The sequence below is a fragment of the Stenotrophomonas koreensis genome, from assembly GCF_001431525.1.
GTDB lineage: Bacteria > Pseudomonadota > Gammaproteobacteria > Xanthomonadales > Xanthomonadaceae > Stenotrophomonas > Stenotrophomonas koreensis.
In genome coordinates this window covers 1-23,168 of the sequence record NZ_LDJH01000001.1, presented here as the reverse complement: position 1 = coordinate 23,168, position 23,168 = coordinate 1, and the positions used below count along the sequence as shown (strand labels likewise).

Genomic DNA, 23,168 nt, shown 5'->3' with positions numbered 1-23,168 from the left:
GCGCCCTCAGCGGCGCGCTGCCGCCGGCGTGGCTGGCAGGAGCTGCTGCAGCCAGCGGTCGAGCAGGCGTTTTTCGTAGCGCAGGCTGTCATTGCGGTAGCGCAGGCTGCCACCCGAATGCAGGAACCCCGGGTCACTGAGCACCTGCTCGGCGCTGTGCAGCAGCTGGCCATCGGCGTCGGTGAGCTGGTAGCTCAGGCTGATCTTCGGTGGATACAGTTCACGCAGCAGGCGGACGTCACTCATGCGCGGGCCGCGCCACGGTTCGTAATCACCGGCCAGGTCAATATCGGTGAAGGTGACCTGCAGCCGTTGCCCGGGCTGGAGACGCGGGCCGGCCTGCTCGGCCAGGTGCTGGGCCAGCTCCTGGACCCAGTTGCCGCGCGCGGCCTCCCAGCGGTTGCCGCTGTAGGCAATCTCGGTGAATTTTGCCGGGTCGCCCCAGCGCACCTGGACCGGGCCGTCGCCCTCCAGCGCACGCGGCGCATCGGCAGCGGTGACATTGCGTACCGGCGCGGCCTGACCCAGCGCCGGGTAGAGCAGGCAAACCAGTAAACCGGGCAGCAAGGCGCGCATCGGTGGTCTCCTCAATCATTCCTGCGGCCAGTGTCGCGCTGCCCGCCGCACCAGGACAAGCCTGCCGGCAGGGCTCTGGTTGATTTATCGCTTAACTTGCGTTCATCCTAGCCGGGCGGATCTGCTTCGGAGAGTGCGCGCATGCCGTTGTCACTGGATAGCAAGCAAGCCGAAGCGATGTCCGCCGACGAGGCGGACAGTGGCTGGAGCGCGCGCATTCTGGCCCATGGCAGGGCCGGCGCCGGTGTCCTGCGCCGCCTGTCCGATGATGCCTTCGAATTTGTCCATGCAACCCCGCGGCTTGCCCGCCTGACCCGGTTGCCGGTACGCCGCGGCAGTTCGCTGCGCCAGCTGGCGCCGTGGTTGGAGCAGGAATGGTATGACCGGCTGAACCGGATCGCCCGCCAGGGGGGAACCGGCCTGTTCGAATCACGCCTGGGTGGGCGCACGCGCTGGTTCGCCGTCGAGGTGTCCGCGCTGGAGGGCCCGGGCAGCCCGCTGCTCGGGGTGATGCTGCACAACATCACCCGCCGCAAGCGGCGTGAGCAGGAAACCCACGAGAAGAAGCAGCGTTACCGTGCACTGGTGGATGGCCTGCCGTTGCCGGTCTGGGTCATCGGGGCCGATGGCCAGGTGCAGTTCGTCAACAGCGTGTTCGAAACCTTCTTCGGCCATCCGGCGGTCAGCGAATTGGGCCTGATGTGGTCGCAGCTGCTGCATCCGGAAGAGCTGGAAGGTTTTGAGTACAAGATGCAGCAGGCCCTGGCCGAGCGCAGCGAGCTGACCAGCGTGGTGCGCGGGCGGCGCGCTGACGGTGCCTGGCGCTGGCTGGAAATCAGTGTGGTTCCGCGCTACTCGCGCAGCGGGCGCTTTCTCGGCATGGCCGGCAACAGCCGTGACATCACCGACCGCCACGAACTGGAACTGGCCAACGAGCAGCTGCTGCGTGCCGAGCGCGTGGCACGTACTGCGGCCGAATCCACCGCGCGGCTGAAGGATGAATTCATGGCCACCATCTCGCATGAATTGCGTACGCCGCTGACCACGGTGCTGGGCTGGAGCGAGGTGCTGCTGCAGCGGATCCCGGTCGATGACCCCAATTACAAGGGCATCCGGGTCATCGCCACCAGTGGCCTGGCGTTGAAGCGCCTGATCGGTGACATGCTCGACCTCAGCGGCATGTTGCTGGGCAAGCTGAAGCTGGACATGGAGGTTCTGGACCTGGCCCGCGAGGTCGGCGATGCGGTGCGCTCGCTGGACCTTGCCGCTGCCGAACGGCAGCTGGATGTGCGCCTGTCCCTGCCCAGTGGTGATTGTCCGGTGCTGGGCGACCAGACCCGGGTGCAGCAGATCCTGTGGAACCTGCTCTCCAACGCGGCCAAGTTCACCGACGAGGGCGGGGTGATCGACATCGTGCTGGACAAACTGGGCAACAACTACCGCCTGCGCATCACTGACAGCGGGGTGGGCATTGCCGAGGAGTTCCTGCCACACATTTTCTCGCGCTTCCGTCAGGCCGACGGCACCACGACCCGGCGCTATGGCGGGCTGGGCCTGGGCCTGTCGATCGTGCAGCAGCTGGTCGACCTGCACGGCGGTACCGTCACCGCCTCCAGCCCCGGGATCGGCGGCGGGGCGACCTTCACCGTGCTGCTGCCGGTGCTGCCGCGCAGTGGCCCGCCGGTACATGCGCGCCCTGGCAGCCAGCGCACGCGGATACAGGCGGTGGGCACCGATTCGGACACCCTGGCCAACCTGCGCCTGCTGCTGGTGGATGACCAGAAGGAAATCATCGAGATGCTGCGCCAGTCACTGGAGCGCCATGGCGCGCAGGTACATACCGCCAGCAGTGCGGCCGAAGCACTGCGCATGATCGGTGGCAGTGACCACGCCCGCTATGACGTGGTGCTCAGTGATATCGGCATGCCGGGCATGGACGGCTATGCGATGGTGCGCACGATCCGCGAAGACCTCGGCCTGCCGGCCAGCGTGTTGCCGATCATTGCGGTGACCGCGCTGGCACGCAGCGATGACCGCCAGCGGGCGCTGGAAAATGGCTTCCAGGCCCATGTCACCAAGCCCTGCAACCTGGCGGTGCTGCTGGCCGAGATCCGCACCGTGCTGCGGGCCTGAGCGGGCCGGATGGCGGCTGCAGGCACCGGCGCTGGCCGCGGCCAGTGAGCCTGAATGGCCTCGGCGCATCGGCCCTCGAACACGGCTGGTGGCGGCATACCGGGTAGAATGCCGGCCCCTGTTGCCTGCCGTGCCTGCCGCCGATGTCCGATGATGCCCCGCTGAAAACCCTGACCCTGCCCTTCACCCGTGGTGAGCTGGCATGGCCGGCCGGTGGCAAGGTGGCCTGCCTGCGCGCGCGTGCCGGGCTGCTGCTGCCCGATGGCGTGTCGGCGCAGGACATCGTGGCCGAGCAGAGCTACCTGCCGCATGTCCATGCGCTGCGCCGTGGCGGCTGGCAGGTGGACGGGCAGGGCGCGGAACTGGGCGGTACCTTCGACCTGGTGCTGGTGCTGCCGCCGCGGCAGAAGGAAGAGGCGCGCGCCACCTTCGCCCGCGCCGTGGCCCTGTGCGCGCCGGGAGGCCGGGTCGTGGCCTGCCAGCACAATGACGAGGGCGCACGTTCCGGTGAGGCCGACCTGAAGGCGCTGGCCGGCCTCGGTGGCAGCCTGACCAAGAACCACTGCCGGGTGTTCTGGACCGCACCGCTGCATGGCCAGCACGATGCGGCCCTGGCCGCGCGCTGGGCCGCGGCCGATGCGCCACGTGCCATTGCCGGTGGCCGGTTTATCTCGCGCCCGGGCGTGTTTGCCTGGGACCGCATCGATCCGGCCAGTGCGCTGCTGGTGGAGCACCTGCCGGGCAAGCTGGCCGGGGTCGGTGCCGATCTGGGCGCCGGCTGGGGCTACCTGTCGGCCGAGGTGCTGAGCCGCTGCGAGAAGGTGACCCGGATCGACCTGTACGAGGCCGAAGGCCGTGCGCTGGCGCTGGCGCGTACCAACCTGGCCGGTTTCGGTGAGCGTGCCGGCTTCCACTGGGCCGATGTCAGTGCCGGGCTGGACGGCAAGTACGACTTCATCGTCAGCAACCCGCCGTTCCACACCACCAACCGCACCGGCCGCCCGGAACTGGGGCAGTCGTTCATCAAGGCCGCTGCCGATGGCCTGCGCCAGGGCGGCCGGCTGCTGCTGGTGGCCAACCGCCACCTGCCGTACGAGGAGGTGCTCGGCGCCAGCTTCTGCCAGATCGACGTGCTGGCCGAGCGCGACGGCTTCAAGCTGATCAGTGCGATCAAGGCAGGGCGCTGAAGATGAAGGTCAAGCTGCTGCGCTACCTGGCCAACCTCGGCTACGGCACCCGCCGCGATGTGGAATGGATGCTGCGCGAGGGCCGCGTCACCGATGCCGATGGGGAAGTGCTGTACGGCGATGACAAGGTGCCGCACGCGGTGATCCGCCTCGACGGCCAGCCGCTGGATCCGCCCCCGGGCCTGGTGCTGATGCTCAACAAGCCGACCGGGGTGACCTGTTCGACCAAGGACCACGGCCAGCTGGTGTATGACCTGCTGCCCGAGCGCTTTGCCCTGCGTGACCCGGTGGTCTCCACCGTTGGCCGGCTGGACCGTGACACCTCCGGCCTGCTGCTGATGACCGATGACGGCCAGCTGCTGCACCGGATCACCTCGCCCAAGAGCGGGCTGGACAAGGTCTACGAGGCCACCCTGGCCCAGGACCTGCGCGGTGACGAGGCAGCGACCTTTGCCAGCGGCACGCTGCTGCTGGAGGGCGAGCACAAGCCGCTGCTGCCGGCCGAGCTGGAGGTCACCGGCCCGCGCAGTGCCCGCCTGACCCTGCACGAGGGCCGCTACCACCAGGTGCGGCGGATGTTTGCCGCCGTCGGCAACCACGTCGAGAGCCTGCACCGTGCCCGCGTCGGTGGACTGGAACTGGACGGCCTGGCACCGGGCCAGTGGCGTTACCTGGACGCGGCCGACATCGACCGCCTGTTCGGCCGCGGCTGACGTTCGGCTGGATGCACACAGGACAAGGCCCGCAAGCGCGGGCCTTGTCGCTTCCGGGTGCGGGGAACCGGACTCAGTCGGCGTAGTGCATCTTCCGGCTCATCCCGCCGTCGGCAATGAATTCCTGGCCGGTGATGAACCCGGACAGCGGGCTGAGCAGGAACACCGCCAGTGCACCGATGTCCTGCGGCACGCCGACCCGCCCGGCCGGATGCTGGGCATGGTCGATGGCACGGTGCGCGGGTGTGGCGCGACGCGAGGGTGCCTGCCAGTTGGCGGTCTCGATCCAGCCCGGGGTGATCGCATTGACCCGCACCGTCGGGCCTTCACTGAGCGCCAGCGCATGGCTGAAGGCCAGCAGGCCGCCTTTGGCCGCGGCATAGCCCTCGCTGTGCGGCTCGGACTGGTGGGCGCGGGTGGAGGCGATGTTGACCACCGCGCCATGGCCACTGGCGCGCAGCGCCGGCAGCGCGGCGCGGCTGCACCAGAAGGCGCCGTGCAGGCTGGACAGCCCGCGCTGCCAGTCTTCCCAGCTGGCCGCATCCAGCGGCGGCAGGTGCGGGTCGGCAATGCCGGCATTGTTGACCAGACCATCAAGCCGGCCGAAATGCGCCAGCACCTGCGCCATCCCGGCGGCCACGCTGTCGCCGTCGCTGACATCCATCCTCACCGCCAGTGCGCGTTCGCCGAGCTGCCACTCGGCCAGACACGCGGCCAGTGCATCGGGGTCACGGTCGGCAATGGCCACCGATCCACCGGCGCCGAGCACGGCCTGGGCGATGCCGCGGCCGACCCCGGCGCCGCCACCGGTGACCAGCACCACATGGCCCTCCAGCGGCCTTGCCGGCCACGGCGTAATGGCCGGAACGCTGACGCTCACCGGCTCACTCCCCGGCCAGCAGGCGCTTGAAACCCTCGGCGCCGAGCTTGTCCAGGGTGGCGATGTTGCGCTCCACGATCACGTCCGGGTCCGGGAAGGCGGCCACGGCCCGCTCCACGCTGTCCTCGCGCAGCAGGTGCAGGGTCGGGAACGGGGAACGGTTGGTGCAGTTGGACGGGTCATCGGGGTGGGTGCCGTCGAACTGGTAGTCCGGGTGGAAGCTGGCCACCTGCAGGATGCCGCCCAGGTCCAGCGCCTCCACCGCGGCATCGGCGTTGTCCAGGAAGTCGTTGTAGTCCAGAAAATCGGTCAGCACGTCCGGGTGGATGATCAGCGTGGTGTCGATCTGCTCGGCCGGGGTATCGCGCAGCAGCAGCAGTTCCTCGGCCAGCTGCTCGACCAGTGCTTCCGGGGTGGTGGCATCGGAGAGCACGAAGCGCACCTGGTTCTTGACGTACACCGCCTTGGCGAACGGACACAGGTTCAGGCCGATCACGGCCTTTTCCAGCCAGTTGCGGGTGGCGGCGATGGGGTCGATGGCGGTGTCGGTCATGGTTGTGTTCCTGGCAGGGGGCGCCATTGTAGGCGCTGGCACCGGTTCACCCGGTGCTGGCCTTGCCGCAGGCAGGCTGGGACCCCGTTGGTATGGAGGATGTGATGGAAATCCAGGGTGATTGGCTGCCACCGACGCTGTGGCATGCAAAGGTGTTCGATGGCCGGTGGGTGGCCGGGAGCGATGTGGCCGATGTGGTCGAACCGGCCACCGGCCAGCGGCTCGGGCAGATCGGACTGGCCGATGCGGCGGCCGTCGGCCGGGCCTGTGCCGCGGCGGCGGCCGCGCAGCCGGCCTGGGCGGCGTTGCCCGGCGGGCAGCGGGCCGATGTGCTGCGCCGCGCCGGCGAGCTGGCCCGCGCCCATGCCGCGGAGATCGCGATGTGGCTGACCCGCGAGGCCGGTTCCAGCCGGGCCAAGGCCGCGGTGGAGGCTGCCATCACCGCCACCGCGCTGCTGGAGGCCAGCCAGTTGCCCAGCGGCAGCCAGGGCGAGGTGCTGCCCAGCAGCGGTGGGCGGATGAGCCTGGCCCGGCGGCGCCCGGTCGGCGTGGTCGGGGTGATTCCGCCGTTCAATTTCCCGCTCTACCTGGCGGTGCGTGCGGTGGCACCGGCGCTGGCACTGGGCAACGCGGTGGTGCTCAAGCCCGACCCGCGCACCGCGGTCTGCGGCGGCGCCGTGATTGCCCGGCTGTTCGAGCAGGCCGGCCTGCCGGCGGGCCTGTTGCAGGTGCTGCCCGGCGATGGCGCCGCCGGTGCGGCGCTGACCGCCGACCCGCAGGTGGCGGCGATCCAGTTCACCGGTTCCACCGCTGCCGGCCGCAAGGTCGGTGAGGCCTGTGGCCGGCACCTGAAGAAGGTGTCGCTGGAACTGGGCGGCAAGAATCCGCTGCTGGTGCTGGACGACGCCGACCTGGAGCTGGCAGTGAACAACGCGGCCTGGGGCAGTTTCCTGCACCAGGGGCAGATCTGCATGGCCACCGGCCGCATCCTGGTGCAGCGGGGCCTGTATGACGCGTTCGTGGACAGGCTGGTGGCCAAGGTGGCGCAGATCCGCGCCGGCGACCCATGGGCCGATCCCCAGGTGCTGGTCGGGCCATTGATCAATGCCGCCCAGCGCGACCACTGCCACCGCATCGTCCAGGCTGCGGTCAGCGCCGGGGCCACCCTGGCCGCCGGCGGGCAGTACCAGGGCCTGGTCTACCAGCCCACCGTGCTGGCTGGTGTGGCGGCCGACAACCCGGCCTTCGGCGAGGAGATCTTCGGCCCGGTGGCGGTGGTGACCCCGTTCGATACCGACGAGCAGGGCATCGCACTGGCCAATGACAACGAGTATGGGCTGTCGCTGGGCGTGATCACCGGCAACATCGGCCGGGTGCTGGCGTTTGCCGACCGGCTGCAGGCCGGCCTGCTGCACATCAACGACCAGACCGTGGCCGATGACGTGGTCCAGCCGTTCGGTGGCGCGCGCGCCTCGGGCAATGGCAGCAGTATCGGCGGGCCAGCCAACTGGGAAGCGTTCACCCAGTGGCAGTGGTTGACGATCAAGCCGCAGCCGACGGCCTATCCGGTCTGATCCCGGTCATCCCTGGCCAGCAGCGTCAAACGACAAAGGCCCGCCAATGGCGGGCCTTTGTCTGCCAGCAGACTGGGCGGCTCAGTCGCGGAAGTTTTCAAACTGCAGCGGCTGTTCGAACTCGTTCTTGCGCAGCAGGGCCATGACCTCCTGCAGGTCATCACGCTTCTTGCCAGTCACGCGCAGCTTGTCGCCGTTGATCTGGGTGTCGACCTTGATCTTGGACTCCTTGATCTTGGCGGCAATCTGCTTGGCCAGCTTCTGCTCGATGCCCTGCTTGACCGTCACCGACTGGCGCGCACCACCGAGGTTGGTCTCGATATCGCCAAACTCCAGGCAGCGGAAGTCGATCTTGCGGGCGCCCAGGCGCTGCTTGAGGATGTCGGCCATCTGGGTGATCTGGAAGTCCGACGGCGCGCTGAGCTTGATCAGCTTCTCTTCTTCCAGCACGAACTTGGCATCCACGCCCTTGAAGTCGAAGCGGGTGGTCAGCTCGCGGTTGGCCTGGTCCACGGCGTTGGTCAGTTCGTGCTTGTCCACTTCGGACACGACGTCAAAGGAAGGCATGGGCCTGCTCCGGTCAATTGAAAATGGCCTTCATTCTAGGGGATTGGCTGGATGGACTCAGTCACTGCGGCAGGCGAGGGCGGGCCGGCTGCTCCGGAGCATGCCGGCAGTGGCGGTGCGATCCGCGCTGAACCGCGCACAACCCCCGGGGATACCGGCAAGCCGGAGGAGGGCGGATAATCGGCCGATGTCTCCGACCCAGTCCCCTGCGCGCGCCATCCTCTGGATGCTGGCCGCCGTCGCGTTCTTTTCGTTGATGGATGCCGGCATGAAATTGCTGTCGGCCAGCTACCCCACCTTGCAGGTCACCATGCTGCGTGGCGCGGCCTCGTTGCCGTTTGTGCTGGTCTGGGTGCTGGCCAGCGCCGGGCCGCGTTCGATCATCCCGGTGCGCTGGGGCCTGCACCTGCTGCGTGGTGCGCTGGGCATGGTGATGATCGGCTGCTTCGTCTACGCCCTGCGCACGTTGCCGTTGTCCACCGCCTACACCATCTACTTCGTTGCGCCGCTGCTGGTGGCGGCATTGTCGGTGCCGTTGCTCGGCGAGCATGTCGGGCCACGCCGCTGGGTCGCCATCGGCATCGGCCTGGTCGGCGTGCTGGTGGTGCTGCGGCCCGGGGTCAACGGGCTGATTTCGTTTCCCGGGCTGATGGTGCTGCTGGCCGCAACCGCCTATGCAGTGGCAGCCATCACCGTCAGCCTGTTGACCCGCACCGACACCCCACAATCCATGGTGGTGTGGTTTCTGCTGCTGATGGCCCTGGGCGCCGGCGTGCTGGCCTGGCCGCAATGGCAGCCATTGCAATGGCAGCACGCCGGGCTGATTGCCGGCATGGGGCTGGCCGGCGCGCTCGGCCAGATTGCCCTGACCCGCGCCTTCCAGCTGGGCCAGGCCTCGATGATCGCACCACTGGAATACACCGGCCTGGTCTGGGTGATTGGCTGGGATCTGCTGCTGTGGGACAAGCTGCCTGACCGCTGGACCTGGGCTGGTGCGGCAATCATCGTTGCCAGTGGCCTGTATCTGCTGCATCGCGAACGGATCCAGCGGGCCCGTCAGAAGCTGCCGCTGGACCACCCCTGATTTTTCTGGCCGGCGGTCAGGGATTGGCGGCGGGACGGCGTGCCGCTACCGATCCGCCGCTTGCGTGCTCACTGACACCGACGTACGCAGCTTCCGGACTGCCGCCCGGCAGGCTCCGCTTCTAGCCTTGTGCTGCACGCAGTGGTGCTGCGTGTGGCAGCGGCGCATTGGCCGCCCTTGCCTTGTCTGCACACAGCCCGGCTCCGCACCTTGCCGGCTGCGGCTGTGCGCACTCAATGTCGCCCCCGGTGTGACCACCGGGGCTTTCAGGAGGTGGGTGGATGGGCACGATGCACAGGGCAGTGGTCATGGCTGGCGTTTTGGGCATGCTGGCAATCAGCAGTTGGCAGCCGGCGCAGGCCTCGTTTTCCAACAAGGGCAGTCGCGCGCAGCAGCAGCGCCAGGCAGCCACCGCGCAATTACCCGTCTGCGAAAAACCACTGGGTACCCTGTCGGTGGTGGAGCCGGCCAACGGCACACATTGGTGGACGGGCTATCAGCTGCCCGAGCCCTCGCGCTTGATCAAGGCCTACGTCAGCCGTTCCCGCTGTTTCACCCTGGTCGATCGGGGCAGTGGCATGGCGGCCAGCCAGTACGAGCGTGAGCTGGGTGCGCAGGGCCAGCTGCGCAACCGCTCCAATATCGGCCAGGGCCAGGTGCGCGCAGCCGATTACGTGATGGTGCCGGATCTGGTTTCGCAGAACGCCGATGCCGGTGGCAATGCCATTGGCGGCCTGCTCAGTGGGCTGGTCGGCGGCCGCGCCGGGCAGCTCGTCGCTGGCATGAACCTGCGCAGCAAGACAGCCGATGTCCTGTTGTCGGTCACCGATGTGCGTTCCTCCGAGCAGGTAGCCATCGCCGAGGGCTCGGCACGCAAGAACGACATCAGCTTCAGTGGCCGCGGCAGCAGTTGGGGCAGCAACTGGAGCAGTGCCGGTGTCGGCGGCTATGCCAATACCGAGATGGGCCAGGTGATCGCAATGGCCTACCTCAATGCCTACAGCGGCATTGTTGCCCAGCTCGGTGGCCTGCCGGCAGAGGCCTCGTCAGCCAATGCGCAGCAGGCGATGCGGATGCTGCGTGCAGGCCGCCTGCTCAGCGATGCCCGCGGCAGTGGCCAGGTACGCTCGCTGGAGGCGGGGATGCTGTTGTATCCGCTCGGGGGGCGTGAAGGCCTGCTCATCGAAGTGGAAGACGAGCTGGGCAACCGTGGCTGGATCAGCAGCGAATCGGTCGAGCTCGCGCGCTGAGCCTGTCCAGACGGTGTCCTTGGCCGCGTGCTGCCTGGGCCGGCAAAGCTGGCAGCTTCTGGCCTGGTCCGGCCAACCTGCGCCAGTCCGGTCCCCTGTCCGGGTTCTGCCAGGCAGCACCCGGCGGCTTCTTCAGCGTGGGCTCGATGCGGCTGTTTTTCCGGTGGTTCGGGGTGTCCGAGGCAAGGCATGGCGGATTCCTGCAACACCTCTGCCGTCAATAATTTGTGATGGATGTCGATAAATCAATACGCATTCACATAAAATGCAGGTATGTGAAGTCGCTTCGCGGGTTGGCGGGCGCTTGCCGGATTGACAGTGTCAGCCATTCAGACAGGGGATCGGAATGAACAAGCACATGACTGCGACGCTGCTTTGCAGCGTCATGGCCACCTTGCTGGCATCGCCAGCGTACGCGCTGGAATTTGTACGCAAGGACCGGCTTGGTGCCGGAGCGATGTCCTACCTGTTGCCCTCGTTGCCCCAAGGGGTAACGAGCCGGGCGCAAGAGCGGCCAGAACCCAAGACCTTGAGTGAAAAGCAGGTTGAGGCGATCAATAAAGGTCGGGTCGAGTTGCCCAAATGTACCCGCGCCGAAGGCAGCATGCGCATCGTCGAGCCCGATGATGGCCAGGCGCTGTGGGCCAGCTATGGTTTGCCCATGCCGACCCGGATGCTGCGATCGTTCGTGACCGAATCCAGCTGCTGGACGGTGCTCGACCGTGGGGTGGGTTTTGCCGCAGCCCAGGCAGAGCGTGAACTGGCTGCCGGCGGTCATTTGCAGCGTGGCGCCAACTTGGGTGGTGGCCAGATGCTGGCGGCCGACTTCATCCTGATCCCGGACATCCTCTCCCAGAACACCGATGCCGGTGGCCGCAACTTCGGCGCCCGCGGCGGTGGCTCTGCTGGTGGCCTGGGGCGCTTGATGTTTGGCGGTGGTGGCCAGAGCCGGCAGAAAACCGTATCGGTGATGCTGACGCTGGTCGATTCGCGCACGTCCGAGGTGCTGGCGACCTCGACCGGTGCGGCCGAGGTCAGTGACAAACAGTGGCAACTGATGGCGGCCGGTTCCGGTCAAAATGGCCTGGCCTCCGGTCAGGGCAGTATTTCGGCAGGTGCCTACGAGAACACCGAGATCGGCACCGTCATCCGTGCGGCCTATCACCAGGCTTTCCACCAGATGCTGTTCGATCTGGAACCGGTTGACCTGCTGGCCCGGGTACAGGCGGCTCCGCGTGCAACCGTGCAGGAGCAGCCGGCCCAGGTGACCGCCTATAGCACGGGTGGCACGGCCACGATGACCACTTCGGCGGCTCCGGCGCAGATGGAAATTGACCAGCATGCTGCTCATGCACAGATCCAGCTGCAGCAGTTGCAGCAGTTGCAGCAGATGCGTCAGCCGTCGCATGGCCCACAGCCTCATCCAATGCAGCAGCCGGTCTCGCAACAGCAGATCCAGCTGCAGTTGCAGCAACTGCAGCAGATGCAGCAGCAGATCCAGATGCAACAGATGCAAATGCAGCAACAACCGCAGATGCAGCAGCCGGGCGTCGGGATGATCCCCAACACGGCTGCCCCCATCAATTTTGCCCAGGCCATGCCGCAACAGCCCGCCGGGCAGATGCTGTCGGAAGGGGGCGCACAGCTGGTGGGGGCAGTGGTCAATGGCCTGCAGCAGGGCAATATGACCCAGGTGCTGGCCCAGCAGGTCGCCGGTCAGGTCCTGCCGGCCGGCAGCGCCCAGCTGATTGCAGCGGCTGCCAACGGTCTGCAGCAGGGCAATATGACCCAGATGCTGGCCCAGCAGGTCGCCGGTCAGGTCCTGCCAACCGGCAGCGCACAGCTGGTCGGCGCGGTGGCCGATGGTCTGCAGCAGGGCAATCTGGGCCAGATGGCCACCCAGCTGGCCGCCCAGGCACTGGTACCGCAGGGGGGCAATGTGGCCCAGCTGGCCAGTGGGGTGTTGATCCTGAAGGTGCCGGCCAACTTCATGGCCGAGGCTGGCGGTGGCAACGTCCTGCGTGTGCTGCAGCCGGGCGAAACCCTGGCGCGGCTGGCTTTTTCGGCCGGCGGTGACATGCTGCAGGTGCGTGACTCGCGGGGCAGCATCGGCTGGATCGCTGCCGATACGATCGCCGATGTGATCAACGCGCAGTAATCTGACTGGCAGCACGCCGTGTGCCATTGGTCACGGCGTCGCTCCCTTGGGTTTGATGGCTACTGCCCCGATAATGGGGCCATGGAAATCAAGTCTGACAACCCTGATCACGGCTTCCAGTTCCCCGGTGTGTTCGAGCTCAGCGTCATGGGCACCGCCGGCATCGGCCTGGAAAGCGAACTTCCCATCCTGCTCGAACGTGGTGGTGTGGTCGTGCACCGTGAAAAAGTAAGCTGGAAGCATTCGTCCAACGGCAAGTATGTGTCGGTGCGGATCAGTTTCCAGTCCGAAAGCCGCGAGCATTACGACACCGTGCACGCAGCGCTGCGCCGCCATCCGCACGTCAAGTGGACCCTGTGACGCCAGCACCCACGACGGTGCGGCAGCCGGCGCTGGTGCGCCAGCTCGGCCGCCAGTCCTATGTGCCGGTCTGGAAGGCGATGTCAGCCTTCACCGACGCACGCAACGAGGCCAGCAGCGATGAACTGTGGGTGGTCGAGCACGAGTCGGTGTTCACCCTCGGTCAGGCCGGCAAGCCCGAGCACCTGCTCGCTCCCGGGGACATCCCGGTGGTACAGGTCGATCGCGGCGGCCAGGTGACCTACCACGGTCCCGGCCAGCTGGTGGTCTATCCGCTGCTGGACCTGCGCCGGCTCGGCATCGGCGTGCGTGACTACGTCTGCCGTATCGAGCAGGCGATCATCGATACGCTGGATGTGTGGAACATCCAGGCCCAGCGCCAGGAGGGCGCGCCGGGCGTCTATGTGGCCGGTGCCAAGATCGCCGCCCTCGGCATCCGCGTCCGCCGTGGCTGCACTTTCCATGGCCTGTCCTTCAATGTGGCGATGGACCTGGAGCCGTTCCACCGCATCAACCCCTGCGGTTATGCCGGCCTGCAGGTCACTACGGTGATGGACCTGGGCGGGCCGTCGTCGATGGCCGATGTCACCGCCGTGCTGCTGGAGCATCTGGCCCGGCAGTTCGGTTTGGCACTGCAGCCCACCGCCACCCTTCCCGATCTCGCTTCGGCTGTCTGAGACTTGACCATGTCTGAAACCACCACGCGTTCCATTCCGCTGCAGGTTGTCGCCTCCGCTGCGCCGGCCACGCCCACGCTGCAGGAAGGTGTCAAGCAGGTTGCCGGCGACAAGATCGCCCGCTCGCCGGTGCAGTTCGCCGATGCCCCGGTGCTGCGCAAGCCGTCGTGGATCCGCGTGCGCATCCCTTCGGGCAACGCGGTGGCCAACCTGAAGGCCAAGCTGCGTGAGAACCGCCTGGTGACGGTCTGCGAGGAAGCCAGCTGCCCGAACATCCACGAATGCTTCGGTCACGGCACGGCCACCTTCATGATCCTGGGCGAGGTCTGCACCCGCCGTTGCTCGTTCTGCGATGTCGCCCACGGCCGGCCCAAGCCGCCCGATGCCAACGAGCCGACCAACCTGGCCAACACCGTGGCCGACATGGGCCTGAAGTATGTGGTGGTGACCAGCGTCGACCGCGATGACCTGCGCGATGGCGGTGCCCAGCACTTTGTCGACTGCATCCGCGCCATCCGCGAAAAGTCGCCGGCGACCCGGATCGAGGTGCTGACCCCGGACTTCCGCGGCAAGGGGCGGATGGAACGTGCGCTGGAAATCCTGGCCAACAGCCCGCCGGACGTGTTCAACCACAACATCGAGACCGTTCCCGATCTGTACCGCAACGTCCGCCCGGGTGCCGATTACCAGTGGTCGCTGACCTTGTTGAAGAAGTTCAAGGCCCAGCATCCGGATGTATCCACCAAGAGCGGCATCATGCTCGGCCTTGGCGAGGATTTCGAACAGATCAAGGCCACCCTGCGTGACCTGCGCGCGCATGATGTGGACATGATCACCATCGGCCAGTACCTGCAGCCGTCGGCCCACCACCATCCGGTGCTGCGTTACTGGACGCCGGAGGAATACAAGCAGCTGGAGCTGTACGGCTACGAGCTGGGCTTTGCCCACGTCGCCTCCGGGCCGATGGTGCGCTCGTCCTACCATGCCGATATTCAAGCCGCCGGCGCTGGCGTTGCTTGACCCGGTGAGGCCCGGCAGATGCCGGGCCTTTTACATTTTGATAATGGCTATCTGCAGTTCACTTGGGCGCTGCCGTTAACGGCTAGGCTTGCCAGGTGACAGCGTGTGCAACTTACGGCACTGTCCTGCCTGTAGACACTGGGCGCAGTGTCCTTCCTACCGCACTTCAGAGCAGAGCGAGTTTCAATGAAGACCAAAGCGATCCCCTTGTTGCTGGCATTGGCGCTGACCGCGCCGGTTGCCCTGATCGCACAGGCTGATGCCCCGGCAGTGCCGACGGCCAGCAGCCTGGACCGCACCACCGCTTCGCGCCTGGTCTACGGCCTGCTCTCGGACAGCCGTTATGCCTATCGTCCGCGCGCGCTGGATGTCGAGGCGGCCAACCAGGTGTTTGATAAATATCTCAAGACGCTGGACGGCAACCGTCAGTTCTTCCTGCAGGCCGATATTGATTCGTTTGCGCCGCTGCGCGCTGACGTGGCCAACGCCATCCGTGCCGGCCGTACCGACATGGCCGAGCAGATGTTCACGCTGTACAAGCAGCGTGCCGCCGAACGCATTGCCCATGCCCGCGAGCTGCTCAAGGGCGAGCCGGACTTCACCCTGGCCGAGCGTTATGACTACGACCGCGAGGAGGCGGCCTGGGCGGCCGACCGCGCCGATCTGGATGAAATCTGGCGCAAGTCGGTGAAAAACGACTGGCTGCGGCTGCGTCTGGCCGGCAAGCCGGCCGAGGACATCCGCAGCACCCTGGACAAGCGCTACGCCACCTTGCTCAAGTCGATCAACGAGCTCAAGGGCGATGACGTGTTCGCGTTGTTTCTCAATGCCTATACCGACTCGATCGACCCGCATACCGAATACATGACACCGCGCAGTGCGGAGAACTTCAACCAGGCCATGTCGCTGTCGCTGGAAGGCATCGGTGCCCAGCTGCAGCGTCAGGACGATGTGGTGGTGATCCGCGAGATCATCCCCGGTGGCCCGGCCGCGCTGGATGGCACCCTGCAGCCGGGCGACCGCATCGTCGGCGTCGGCCAGGGGCGCGGTGGCGCGGTCGAGGATGTGATCGGCTGGCGCATCGACGATGTGGTGGCCAAGATCCGTGGCAAGCCCGATACCCAGGTCAAGCTGGAATACATTCCCGCTGCCGATGGCATCAATGGCAAGCACCGTACGGTGGTGCTGGACCGTGCCAAGGTGCGTCTGTCCGAGCAGGGGGCCAAGAGCGAAACCCTGCTGATTCCTGGCGCTGACGGTGAGGCCGAGCGCCGCATCGGCGTGATCAAGCTGCCGGCCTTCTACCAGGACTTCGAAGGCCGTCGTCGCAACGCGGCAGACTACGCCTCGGCCACCCGCGATGTGGCCCGGCTGTTGACCCAGTTCAAGAGCGAGGGCATCGACGGGGTGGTGCTGGACCTGCGCAACAACGGCGGCGGCTCGCTGGATGAAGCCATTGAGCTGACCGGCCTGTTCATCGACCAGGGGCCGGTGGTGCAGGTACGTGAGTCCGGTGGCCGCGTGGTGGTCAACAGCGACCGCAAGTCCGGCGTGGCCTGGGACGGGCCGTTGGCGGTGCTGATCAACCGTGGCTCGGCCTCGGCCTCGGAAATTTTTGCCGGCGCAATGCAGGACTATGGCCGCGGCCTGGTGATCGGCGAAACCACCTTCGGCAAGGGCACGGTGCAGAACATCATCGACCTGGACCGCTGGCAGCGTGAGGAAGCGGTGCAGTATGGCCAGCTCAAGCTGACCATCGCCCAGTTCTTCCGTATCAGCGGCTCCTCGACCCAGCACAAGGGCGTGGTACCTGATATCGCTTTCCCGGCCAGTGTCGATGCCAGCGAGTTTGGCGAGAGCACCTACAAGAACGCGCTGCCGTGGACCCGCATTGCCGAGGTACCGCATGAGCAGTACGGCGACTTCCAGCCGTTGCTGGCGCAGTTGGGCCAGCGCCACCAGCAGCGCGTCAGCCAGGATCTGGAATTTGGCTGGTGGAAGGAGGATGTCGAGCACTACCGCAGCGAGGCCGAGCGCAAGAGCATCTCGCTCAACGAGGCCGAGCGCCAGGCCGAGCGTGAGCGCCTGGAAGCGCAGCGCAAGCAGCGCCAGGAAATGCGCCGTGAGCTGGGCCTGCAGCTGGACCCGCTGGCCGAGGAAAGCGATGACGGCCTGACCGGCAACGAGCGTGACATCGTTGCCGATGCCGCGCGCGAGAAGGCCGCCGAGAAGCGCCCGGACCCTTTGCTGCGCGAGTCGGCCGCGATTTTGTCCGATGCCATCGGCATGCTGCAGAATGACCGTCAGCTGTCGGCCCGGGTATTGCCGCGGGCGGCAGGCGGTTCCGGCCGCTGGTCGCACTGACCGCCGTGCGCTGACACAGCAACGCCCGGTTCTGCCGGGCGTTGCTGTGTCAGGACCGTGTCCATGGCTGAATTGCGAACTGGGTTGGTGCTTGCCCGGTGACGATTGCGCGGTCAGCAGGTATTGTCGGCAGGACAACGACTTGCAGTTCCATCCAGGGGGACGATGCGAATGTGTGGTGGACGATGAGCTGGCTTTCGACCCTGCGTAGCGGGCAGGCGCGGTTGTGGATGCTGGCGCTGACAGCGGCGTTGATCATCGTGCTGCCCTGGCTGCTGATGCGCGGCTTGTGGGACCGCGCCCAGGACGCTACCGCACGGGTTGAGCACACCCAGTCGGTGGGTACGCTGCTGTACCGGCTGCAGGCTGACATCCGTGATTTCGAGTCGGCGGCGCTGACCCTGTCCAAAGGCGTGAGCAACCCGGATCTGCTGCAGCGGATGGCTCTGGCCGACACCTTTCCAGCCACCCTGGAGCTGCTGGCCGAGCAGTTGCACGACAAGCCGGCGCAATTGGTGCGCATTGGCCAGATCAAGGCCCGGTTGCAGCGACGGGTGGAGCTGGCGCGTGCCCTGGCCCAGGTCGAAGGCGGGCAGGACCAGGTCGGGCTGGCCGAGGAGCTGGTCTACGGCGCTTCCATCCGCGGGCTGGTCAGCGACCTGCAGGCCGATGAAAGCCGCTTCCTGGCCGAGCGCATCGGCGAGGCGCGCCGGCGTGATGCCCAGCAGGAACTGGTGAGCTGGGTAGCGCTGGCACTGCAGATCGCGCTGATGGTGGTGGTGTTGTGGCGGCTGTACCGGCAGATGCAGCAGCAGCTGAGTGCCGAGCAGGCGGTGGCCACTGCCGCCAGCCACACCACGGCGGTCTTCAACAGTGTGCGCGAACCGATTGCGGTGCTGGACCGCGAGCTGGTCCTGACCCTGTGCAACCCGGCCTTTGTCCAGCTGTATGCCCGCAGTGAAGCCGGTGAAAAAGGTGATGCGGGTGATGCGGCTGCGGCGCTGGTACCGATGCCATTGACGGCACTGGGCGATGGCCAGGCCTGGAACGATCCGGTCGTGCTGCAGCGCCTGCAGGACGTGCTCAGCCGTGGCCGTGAACTGTGGGATTACGAGCTGGAGCAGACCGATGCCGATGGCAAGCAGCGCATCCTGCTGCTCAATGCGCGTCGTCTGCAGATGCCCGACAGCCAGCGTGCCTCGGTGCTGATGACCCTGTCCGATGTCACCGTGCAGCGCACCGCGCTCAAGCAGGTCGAGGAGCTCAACCGCCAGCTGGAAGGCAAGGTCAACCAGGTGACCGAGGTCAATCATGAGCTGGAGGCCTTCAGTTATTCGGTCTCGCATGACCTGCGCGCGCCGCTGCGGCATATCGCCGGCTTCGCCGACAAGCTTGGCCAGCATCTGGGCGAGCAGGCCGATGAAAAGAGCCAGCACTACCTGCAGGTGATCGGCAATTCGGCCCGGCGGATGTCGACCCTGATCGACGACCTGCTGGTCTATTCGCGGCTGGGACGTGGCGCGCTGCGGCTGCAGGCAGTGGACATGCAGTCGCTGGTGGCCGAGACCCGGGCCATCCTCGATGCCGGCCTGCGCAGTGATGCCGAGGCGGCTGGCGAGGCGCCGCGCAATGTGGTCTGGAATATTGCGCCGCTGCCGATCGTGCTGGCCGATGAAAACATGATGCGCCAGGTCTGGCTCAACCTGCTCGGCAACGCACTCAAGTACAGTGCCGGTCGCGATCCGGCGGTGATCGAGGTCAGCGTGCAGCGGCTGGATGATGGCTCACACCAGTTCAGCGTGGTCGACAATGGCGCCGGTTTCGACATGGCCTACGCCGGCAAGCTGTTCGGGGTGTTCCAGCGGCTGCACAAGCCCAGCCAGTACAGCGGCACCGGCATCGGCCTGGCCAGTGTGCGCCGCGTGCTCAGCCGGCACGGCGGCCGGGTCTGGGCCCATGCCGAGGTCGATCGCGGTGCCCAGTTCCATTTCATTCTTCCCCAGGCTCTAGACGCCACCCACCAGGAACACAACCCATGAGTGCGATCCGTACCATCCTTCTGGCAGAAGACAGCCCGGCCGATGCCGAGATGGCCATCGATGCCCTGCGCGAGGCGCACCTGGCCAACCCGATCGTGCATGTGGAAGACGGCGTGGAGGTGCTCGATTACCTGTACGCGCGCGGGCCATGGGCCGGTCGCCGGGACGGCATGCCCTCGGTGCTGCTGCTGGACATCAAGATGCCGCGCATGGATGGCCTGGAAGTGCTGCAGAAAATCCGTGCCGATGAGCAGTTCCAGCGCCTGCCGATCGTGATCCTGTCCTCCTCGCGCGAGGAAAGTGACCTGGCCCGCAGCTGGGACCTGGGCGTGAACGCCTATGTGGTCAAACCGGTCGACGTGGACCAGTTCTTCAACGCGATCAAGACCCTGGGGACGTTCTGGGCCGTGATCAACCAGCCTCCTGCCGAGGACTGACATGCCGCTCAACGGACCAGCCCTGGGGCACCTGCAGATCCTGCTGGTTGAAGACTCGGCCGAGGATGCCGAGCTGATCTGCGACATGCTGGAGCAGGCGGGGGTGGCCGCCAGCTTCCAGCGTGTCGACGACGAAGATGGCCTGGTGGAGGTGTTGAGCAGTGGCCGCTGCGACATCGTGCTGTCGGACCTGTCGATGCCCGGTTTTTGCGGCATGCGTGCGCTGGAACTGGTGCGCGAGCTGCATCCGCGCATGCCGTTCGTGTTCGTCTCCGGCACCATCGGCGAGGAGATGGCGGTGCAGGCGCTGCAGCAGGGCGCTGCCGACTACATCCTGAAACACTCGCCCGGTCGCCTGCCCTCGGCGGTGGCGCGGGCGGTGCGTGAGGCCCGCAGCGAGGCCGAGCGGGCGCGGGTCGAGGCCGAGCTGATGCGTGCGCAGCGGCTGGAAAGCATGTCGCTGATTGCCGCCGGCCTGAGCCATGACCTGCGCAACATCCTGCAGCCGTTGCTGATCGTGCCGGACCTGTTGAAGACCCGCAGCGATGACCCGCGCATCCATCAACTGGCCGATGTGATCAGTGAATGTGGGCTGCGTGGCAGCGAGATGGCCGAGTCGATGCTGTCCTTCGTGCGCGGCTCGCGCCGCAGCAGTGAGCGGATCGAGGTCGAACGCCTGTTCAATGCGGTGGACCTGCTGCTGCGCGGCAGCCTGCCGTCAAAGGTGGAGCTGCATACCGAACTCAAGGGCAGCGGCCTGGCGCTGGACGGCAACTTCACCGAACTGCAGCAGGTGCTGCTCAACCTGGCGCTCAATGCCATCCAGGCCATGCCCGAGGGCGGGCGGCTGCAGTTGCTGGCCGAACCGGTGACCGATGTCGATGGCTGCGCCCAGCTGTGCATCCGCGTGATCGATACCGGCATCGGCATGCCCAGTGACGTGATGGAGCGGCTGTTCAGCCCGTTCTTCACCACGAAGGCCACCGGCACCGGGCTGGGCCTGATGTCGTGCAAGCGCATCATCGAAGGCCTGCAGGGCTCGATCCAGGTCACCAGCCAGGTGGGCGAGGGCAGCCAGTTTGACCTGCTTCTGCCAATCAGCGGTGGCGGCGCGGTACGCAGCGAGTCGATCGGCGATCTGCCGGTGGGCAACGGCCAGGCGGTGCTGGTGGTGGACAATATTGCCACCCGCCTGTCGTTGCTCGGCAACGCACTGTCCAGCCAGGGCTACCGGCTGTCGATGGCCAGCGACGGTGCCGGCGCACTGCATCACGTGCAGCAGCACGGCCTGCCCGAAGCGGTGGTGATCGATACCGCGCTGCCGCTGATGCCGGCCAGCCAGTTGCTGCGTGAGCTGCGTGCCCTGGGCTTCAGCGGGCCGGCGTTGCTACTGGAAGATCCGGCGCAGCCGGTGGACCCGGCCGCGCTTGCAGACAGTGGCCCGCTGCACTGCCTGCGCAAGCCATTGGAGATGCAGCATGTCTTCCGCGCCGTCGATGCGATGCTGGCGGAAGCGGCCAACGCATCGGCGCCGGCCTGAAGCTACGCCGGCGCCAGCGGCCGAAGCGGCTGGCGCCGGCAGTAATCACGGCTGGTACGGGGTGTTGGAGATGATTTCCACCCAGTAGTCGTCCGGGTCACGGATGAAGGCGATGTTCTTCATCCGGCCATCGCTCAGCCGCTTCTGGAAGGCCACGCCCAGGTCTTCAAAACGGGCACAGGCGGCCTCGATGTCCGGCACCGAAACGCAGATATGGCCAAAGCCGCGCGGTTCGCTGTTGCCGTTGTGGTAGACCGGGCCGTCCTGGGTTTCGCTGCCATGGTTATGGGTCAGTTCGAGCAGGGCCGGCAGTTTGGCCATCCACACTGCGCGCTCGGCCGCATCTTCCGGGATCTGCGTACCGGCCGGCAGGTAGGCCAGGAAGTACAGGCTGAACTGCGCCTCGTCGAAATGACGCTGGTCGACCAGCGAAAAGCCGAGCACGCGGGTGTAGAAATCCAGCGAGGCGGTTGGGTCCTTGACCCGCAGCATGGTGTGGTTGAAGACAAAGCCGGCGGTTTCGGCCGGCACCTGCGCGGCAACGCCGGCGGGGATCGGGTGGTTCATGGGAAATCCTGATTGCGTGGAATGGGGGCCAACAGGCGTGCGCGCAGTTTATCGCGCCGGGCTGCGCTTGCCGGCGCTGGCCGGGTGGTGCTGGAAGGTGGACAGCCGGCCATCGTGGCCGAGCAGCTGCACGGTGTAGGCCTGCCGGCGGCCATCGGCTACTTCCATACCCGGCGAGCCGAGCGGCATGCCCGGCAGTACCAGCCCGCGGGCGGCCGGGCGTTCGCGCAGCAGGCGCTGGATGTCCCCGGCCGGCACATGGCCTTCCACCACATAGCCGGCGACCTCGGTGGTGTGGCAGGAGGCCTGGGTATCGGGTACGCCCAGGCGCCGCTTCGGCGTCATCACATCATCGACATTGACCACGTTGACCGGGAAACCGGCCTGGCGCATGTGTTGCACCCAGCCACCGCAGCAGCCGCAGGATGGATGACGGTGCACGGTCAGCATCGGCAGGCCGGCGTTGACGTTGGCCGGGGTATCGACAGGGCGGTTGTCACTGGCGCCGGCCGGGATGGCCAGCGGGGCGCTGAAGATCAGGGCAAGGCCCAGACAGGCAAGACGCATGGGGGTCTCCTTGGCAGGGCCGGCCTGTACGGGCCGGCCGGTGAGGGTCAGAACCAGAACCGCAGGCCGGCGACCCAGCGGGTGTGTTGCGGCGCCTGGCCGGCGTCACGGGCCAGGTCGGCGCTGCGGCCGAACTGGCGTTCGTGCACCACGCCCAGGTACGGGGCAAAGCGGCGGCTGATCTCGTAGCGCAGGCGCAGCCCGCCCTCGACGCTGGCCAGGCCACGGCCCTGGCCGTGGACGGTGTCGTCGCGCAGCAGCGCAGTGGCGTGCAGGCTGGGTTGCAGGATCAGCCGGTTGCTCAGCAGCAGGCTGTACTCAACCTCCGCTTCCAGCGCCAGCCTTGGCGTGCCGCCGACCAGCGCGTTGAGCCGGGTTTCCAGCCTGTACGGGCTCAGCCCCTGCAGGCCGAAAGCGGCACGACTGCGCGGCTGTGGGCCGTGCTCATGGCGGATGCCGGCCACCGCCTCCCACCAGGGCCCGGTGGCCTGGCCGTAGAGCAGGTCGATGCTGCCTTCGCTGCGGCTGTTTTCGCGTTGGCCCTCGGCACGCAGCCACAGGCGGTGGGTATCGCTGCCCCACCAGCCCTTCACGGCCCAGGCCTGGCCACTGCCGTGCGCGTTGTTCCAGCCCTCGAACTGGTCCACCAGCAGGTAGCGGTTGATGGTCGGGGCATGTTCCATCGCGTGGTGCTGCACCGGCGGGAAGGCCGCTGCCAGGTCAGCGGCCGTGGGCACCGGCACCGGTGTCCGCGGCGCGGCCAGCGCCGATCCCGCCCCGCTGGCCGGCATGGCATGTCCGGCATGCGGATCAGCCGGCATGGCATGTCCGGCATGCGGATCAGCCGGCATGGCATGTCCGGCATGCGGATCAGCCGGCATGGCATGTCCGGCATGCGGATCAGCCGGCATGGCATGTCCGG

Annotated in this window: 21 protein-coding genes; 14 read left to right on the top strand and 7 right to left on the bottom strand. The window is 66.9% G+C overall.

What is annotated here, in order from left to right:
* Nucleotides 1-6: 6 nt before the first annotated feature.
* The gene (locus tag ABB25_RS00105) at nt 7-576 is read right to left on the bottom strand and encodes a DUF3016 domain-containing protein (RefSeq protein WP_057661909.1); all 570 of its coding nucleotides are present in this window, start codon (nt 574-576) and stop codon (nt 7-9) included.
* A gap of 141 nt (nt 577-717) precedes the next feature.
* Between ABB25_RS00105 and ABB25_RS00100 the strand changes: the two genes are divergently transcribed.
* The 3 genes from ABB25_RS00100 (at nt 718) to ABB25_RS00090 (ending at nt 4,609) form a co-directional block, all read left to right on the top strand.
* Nucleotides 718-2,709, top strand: coding sequence for a hybrid sensor histidine kinase/response regulator (locus tag ABB25_RS00100; RefSeq protein WP_083488016.1), 1,992 nt, complete (start codon nt 718-720; stop codon nt 2,707-2,709).
* 143 nt (nt 2,710-2,852) lie between these two features.
* Nucleotides 2,853-3,896 carry a class I SAM-dependent methyltransferase gene (locus ABB25_RS00095; protein WP_057661903.1) on the top strand — a complete coding sequence of 348 codons (1,044 nt, stop codon included), beginning with the start codon at nt 2,853-2,855 and terminating at the stop codon, nt 3,894-3,896.
* A gap of 2 nt (nt 3,897-3,898) precedes the next feature.
* The gene (locus tag ABB25_RS00090; RefSeq protein ID WP_057661901.1) at nt 3,899-4,609 is read left to right on the top strand and encodes a pseudouridine synthase; all 711 of its coding nucleotides are present in this window, start codon (nt 3,899-3,901) and stop codon (nt 4,607-4,609) included.
* A 73-nt stretch (nt 4,610-4,682) separates the two neighbouring features.
* Here ABB25_RS00090 and ABB25_RS00085 read toward each other — a convergent pair whose 3' ends face one another.
* Both ABB25_RS00085 and ABB25_RS00080 read right to left on the bottom strand, forming a co-directional pair.
* A complete protein-coding gene (locus ABB25_RS00085; RefSeq protein ID WP_057661897.1) occupies nt 4,683-5,489 on the bottom strand; it encodes an SDR family oxidoreductase in 807 nt (268 codons plus the stop codon).
* A gap of 4 nt (nt 5,490-5,493) precedes the next feature.
* The gene (locus ABB25_RS00080; RefSeq protein ID WP_057661894.1) at nt 5,494-6,069 is read right to left on the bottom strand and encodes a DUF1415 domain-containing protein; all 576 of its coding nucleotides are present in this window, start codon (nt 6,067-6,069) and stop codon (nt 5,494-5,496) included.
* 77 nt (nt 6,070-6,146) lie between these two features.
* Here ABB25_RS00080 and ABB25_RS00075 point away from each other — a divergent pair, with 77 nt between their 5' ends.
* Nucleotides 6,147-7,616 carry a benzaldehyde dehydrogenase gene (locus ABB25_RS00075; protein ID WP_057662032.1) on the top strand — a complete coding sequence of 490 codons (1,470 nt, stop codon included), beginning with the start codon at nt 6,147-6,149 and terminating at the stop codon, nt 7,614-7,616.
* Nucleotides 7,617-7,697: 81 nt separating this feature from the next.
* On the opposite strand, the gene ABB25_RS00070 is transcribed toward ABB25_RS00075, so the two are convergent.
* Nucleotides 7,698-8,183, bottom strand: coding sequence for a YajQ family cyclic di-GMP-binding protein (locus ABB25_RS00070; RefSeq protein ID WP_057661891.1), 486 nt, complete (start codon nt 8,181-8,183; stop codon nt 7,698-7,700).
* Nucleotides 8,184-8,370: 187 nt separating this feature from the next.
* On the opposite strand from ABB25_RS00070, the gene ABB25_RS00065 reads away from it, so the two are divergent.
* The 10 genes from ABB25_RS00065 to ABB25_RS00020 all read left to right on the top strand — a co-directional run bounded on the left by ABB25_RS00065 (nt 8,371) and on the right by ABB25_RS00020 (nt 21,112).
* A complete protein-coding gene (locus ABB25_RS00065; RefSeq protein ID WP_057661888.1) occupies nt 8,371-9,267 on the top strand; it encodes a DMT family transporter in 897 nt (298 codons plus the stop codon).
* A 308-nt stretch (nt 9,268-9,575) separates the two neighbouring features.
* Nucleotides 9,576-10,517, top strand: a complete 942-nt coding sequence (locus ABB25_RS00060; protein WP_244477712.1) for a CsgG/HfaB family protein — start codon at nt 9,576-9,578, stop codon at nt 10,515-10,517.
* A 358-nt stretch (nt 10,518-10,875) separates the two neighbouring features.
* A complete protein-coding gene (locus tag ABB25_RS00055; protein WP_160319378.1) occupies nt 10,876-12,675 on the top strand; it encodes a CsgG/HfaB family protein in 1,800 nt (599 codons plus the stop codon).
* Nucleotides 12,676-12,756: 81 nt separating this feature from the next.
* On the top strand, nt 12,757-13,035 hold the full coding sequence (locus ABB25_RS00050) for a DUF493 family protein (protein ID WP_057661882.1): 279 nt from the start codon (nt 12,757-12,759) through the stop codon (nt 13,033-13,035).
* Nucleotides 13,032-13,712 (top strand): lipoyl(octanoyl) transferase LipB, encoded by a 681-nt coding sequence (gene lipB, locus ABB25_RS00045; RefSeq protein WP_244477711.1) that lies wholly within the window; start codon nt 13,032-13,034, stop codon nt 13,710-13,712. The genes ABB25_RS00050 and lipB overlap by 4 nt, the downstream gene beginning before the upstream one ends.
* Nucleotides 13,713-13,721: 9 nt before the next feature.
* The gene (lipA, locus tag ABB25_RS00040) at nt 13,722-14,732 is read left to right on the top strand and encodes a lipoyl synthase (RefSeq protein WP_057661877.1); all 1,011 of its coding nucleotides are present in this window, start codon (nt 13,722-13,724) and stop codon (nt 14,730-14,732) included.
* A 186-nt stretch (nt 14,733-14,918) separates the two neighbouring features.
* Nucleotides 14,919-17,096 (top strand): carboxy terminal-processing peptidase, encoded by a 2,178-nt coding sequence (locus ABB25_RS00035; RefSeq protein ID WP_057661875.1) that lies wholly within the window; start codon nt 14,919-14,921, stop codon nt 17,094-17,096.
* A 185-nt stretch (nt 17,097-17,281) separates the two neighbouring features.
* Nucleotides 17,282-19,135 carry a sensor histidine kinase gene (locus ABB25_RS00030; protein ID WP_057661872.1) on the top strand — a complete coding sequence of 618 codons (1,854 nt, stop codon included), beginning with the start codon at nt 17,282-17,284 and terminating at the stop codon, nt 19,133-19,135.
* Nucleotides 19,132-19,572, top strand: coding sequence for a response regulator (locus tag ABB25_RS00025; RefSeq protein ID WP_057661870.1), 441 nt, complete (start codon nt 19,132-19,134; stop codon nt 19,570-19,572). The genes ABB25_RS00030 and ABB25_RS00025 overlap by 4 nt, the downstream gene beginning before the upstream one ends.
* A 1-nt stretch (nt 19,573) precedes the next feature.
* The gene (locus tag ABB25_RS00020) at nt 19,574-21,112 is read left to right on the top strand and encodes a hybrid sensor histidine kinase/response regulator (RefSeq protein ID WP_057661867.1); all 1,539 of its coding nucleotides are present in this window, start codon (nt 19,574-19,576) and stop codon (nt 21,110-21,112) included.
* Between the two features lie 45 nt (nt 21,113-21,157).
* Here the strand turns inward: ABB25_RS00020 and gloA are convergent, their stop codons facing one another.
* The 3 genes from gloA to ABB25_RS00005 form a co-directional block, all read right to left on the bottom strand.
* The gene (gloA, locus tag ABB25_RS00015) at nt 21,158-21,679 is read right to left on the bottom strand and encodes a lactoylglutathione lyase (protein WP_057661864.1); all 522 of its coding nucleotides are present in this window, start codon (nt 21,677-21,679) and stop codon (nt 21,158-21,160) included.
* A gap of 48 nt (nt 21,680-21,727) precedes the next feature.
* A complete protein-coding gene (locus ABB25_RS00010) occupies nt 21,728-22,246 on the bottom strand; it encodes a DUF411 domain-containing protein (protein ID WP_211259267.1) in 519 nt (172 codons plus the stop codon).
* Nucleotides 22,247-22,293: 47 nt separating this feature from the next.
* Nucleotides 22,294-23,168: copper resistance protein B (locus ABB25_RS00005; RefSeq protein ID WP_152980830.1), on the bottom strand; the 875-nt coding region annotated here is incomplete at its 5' end.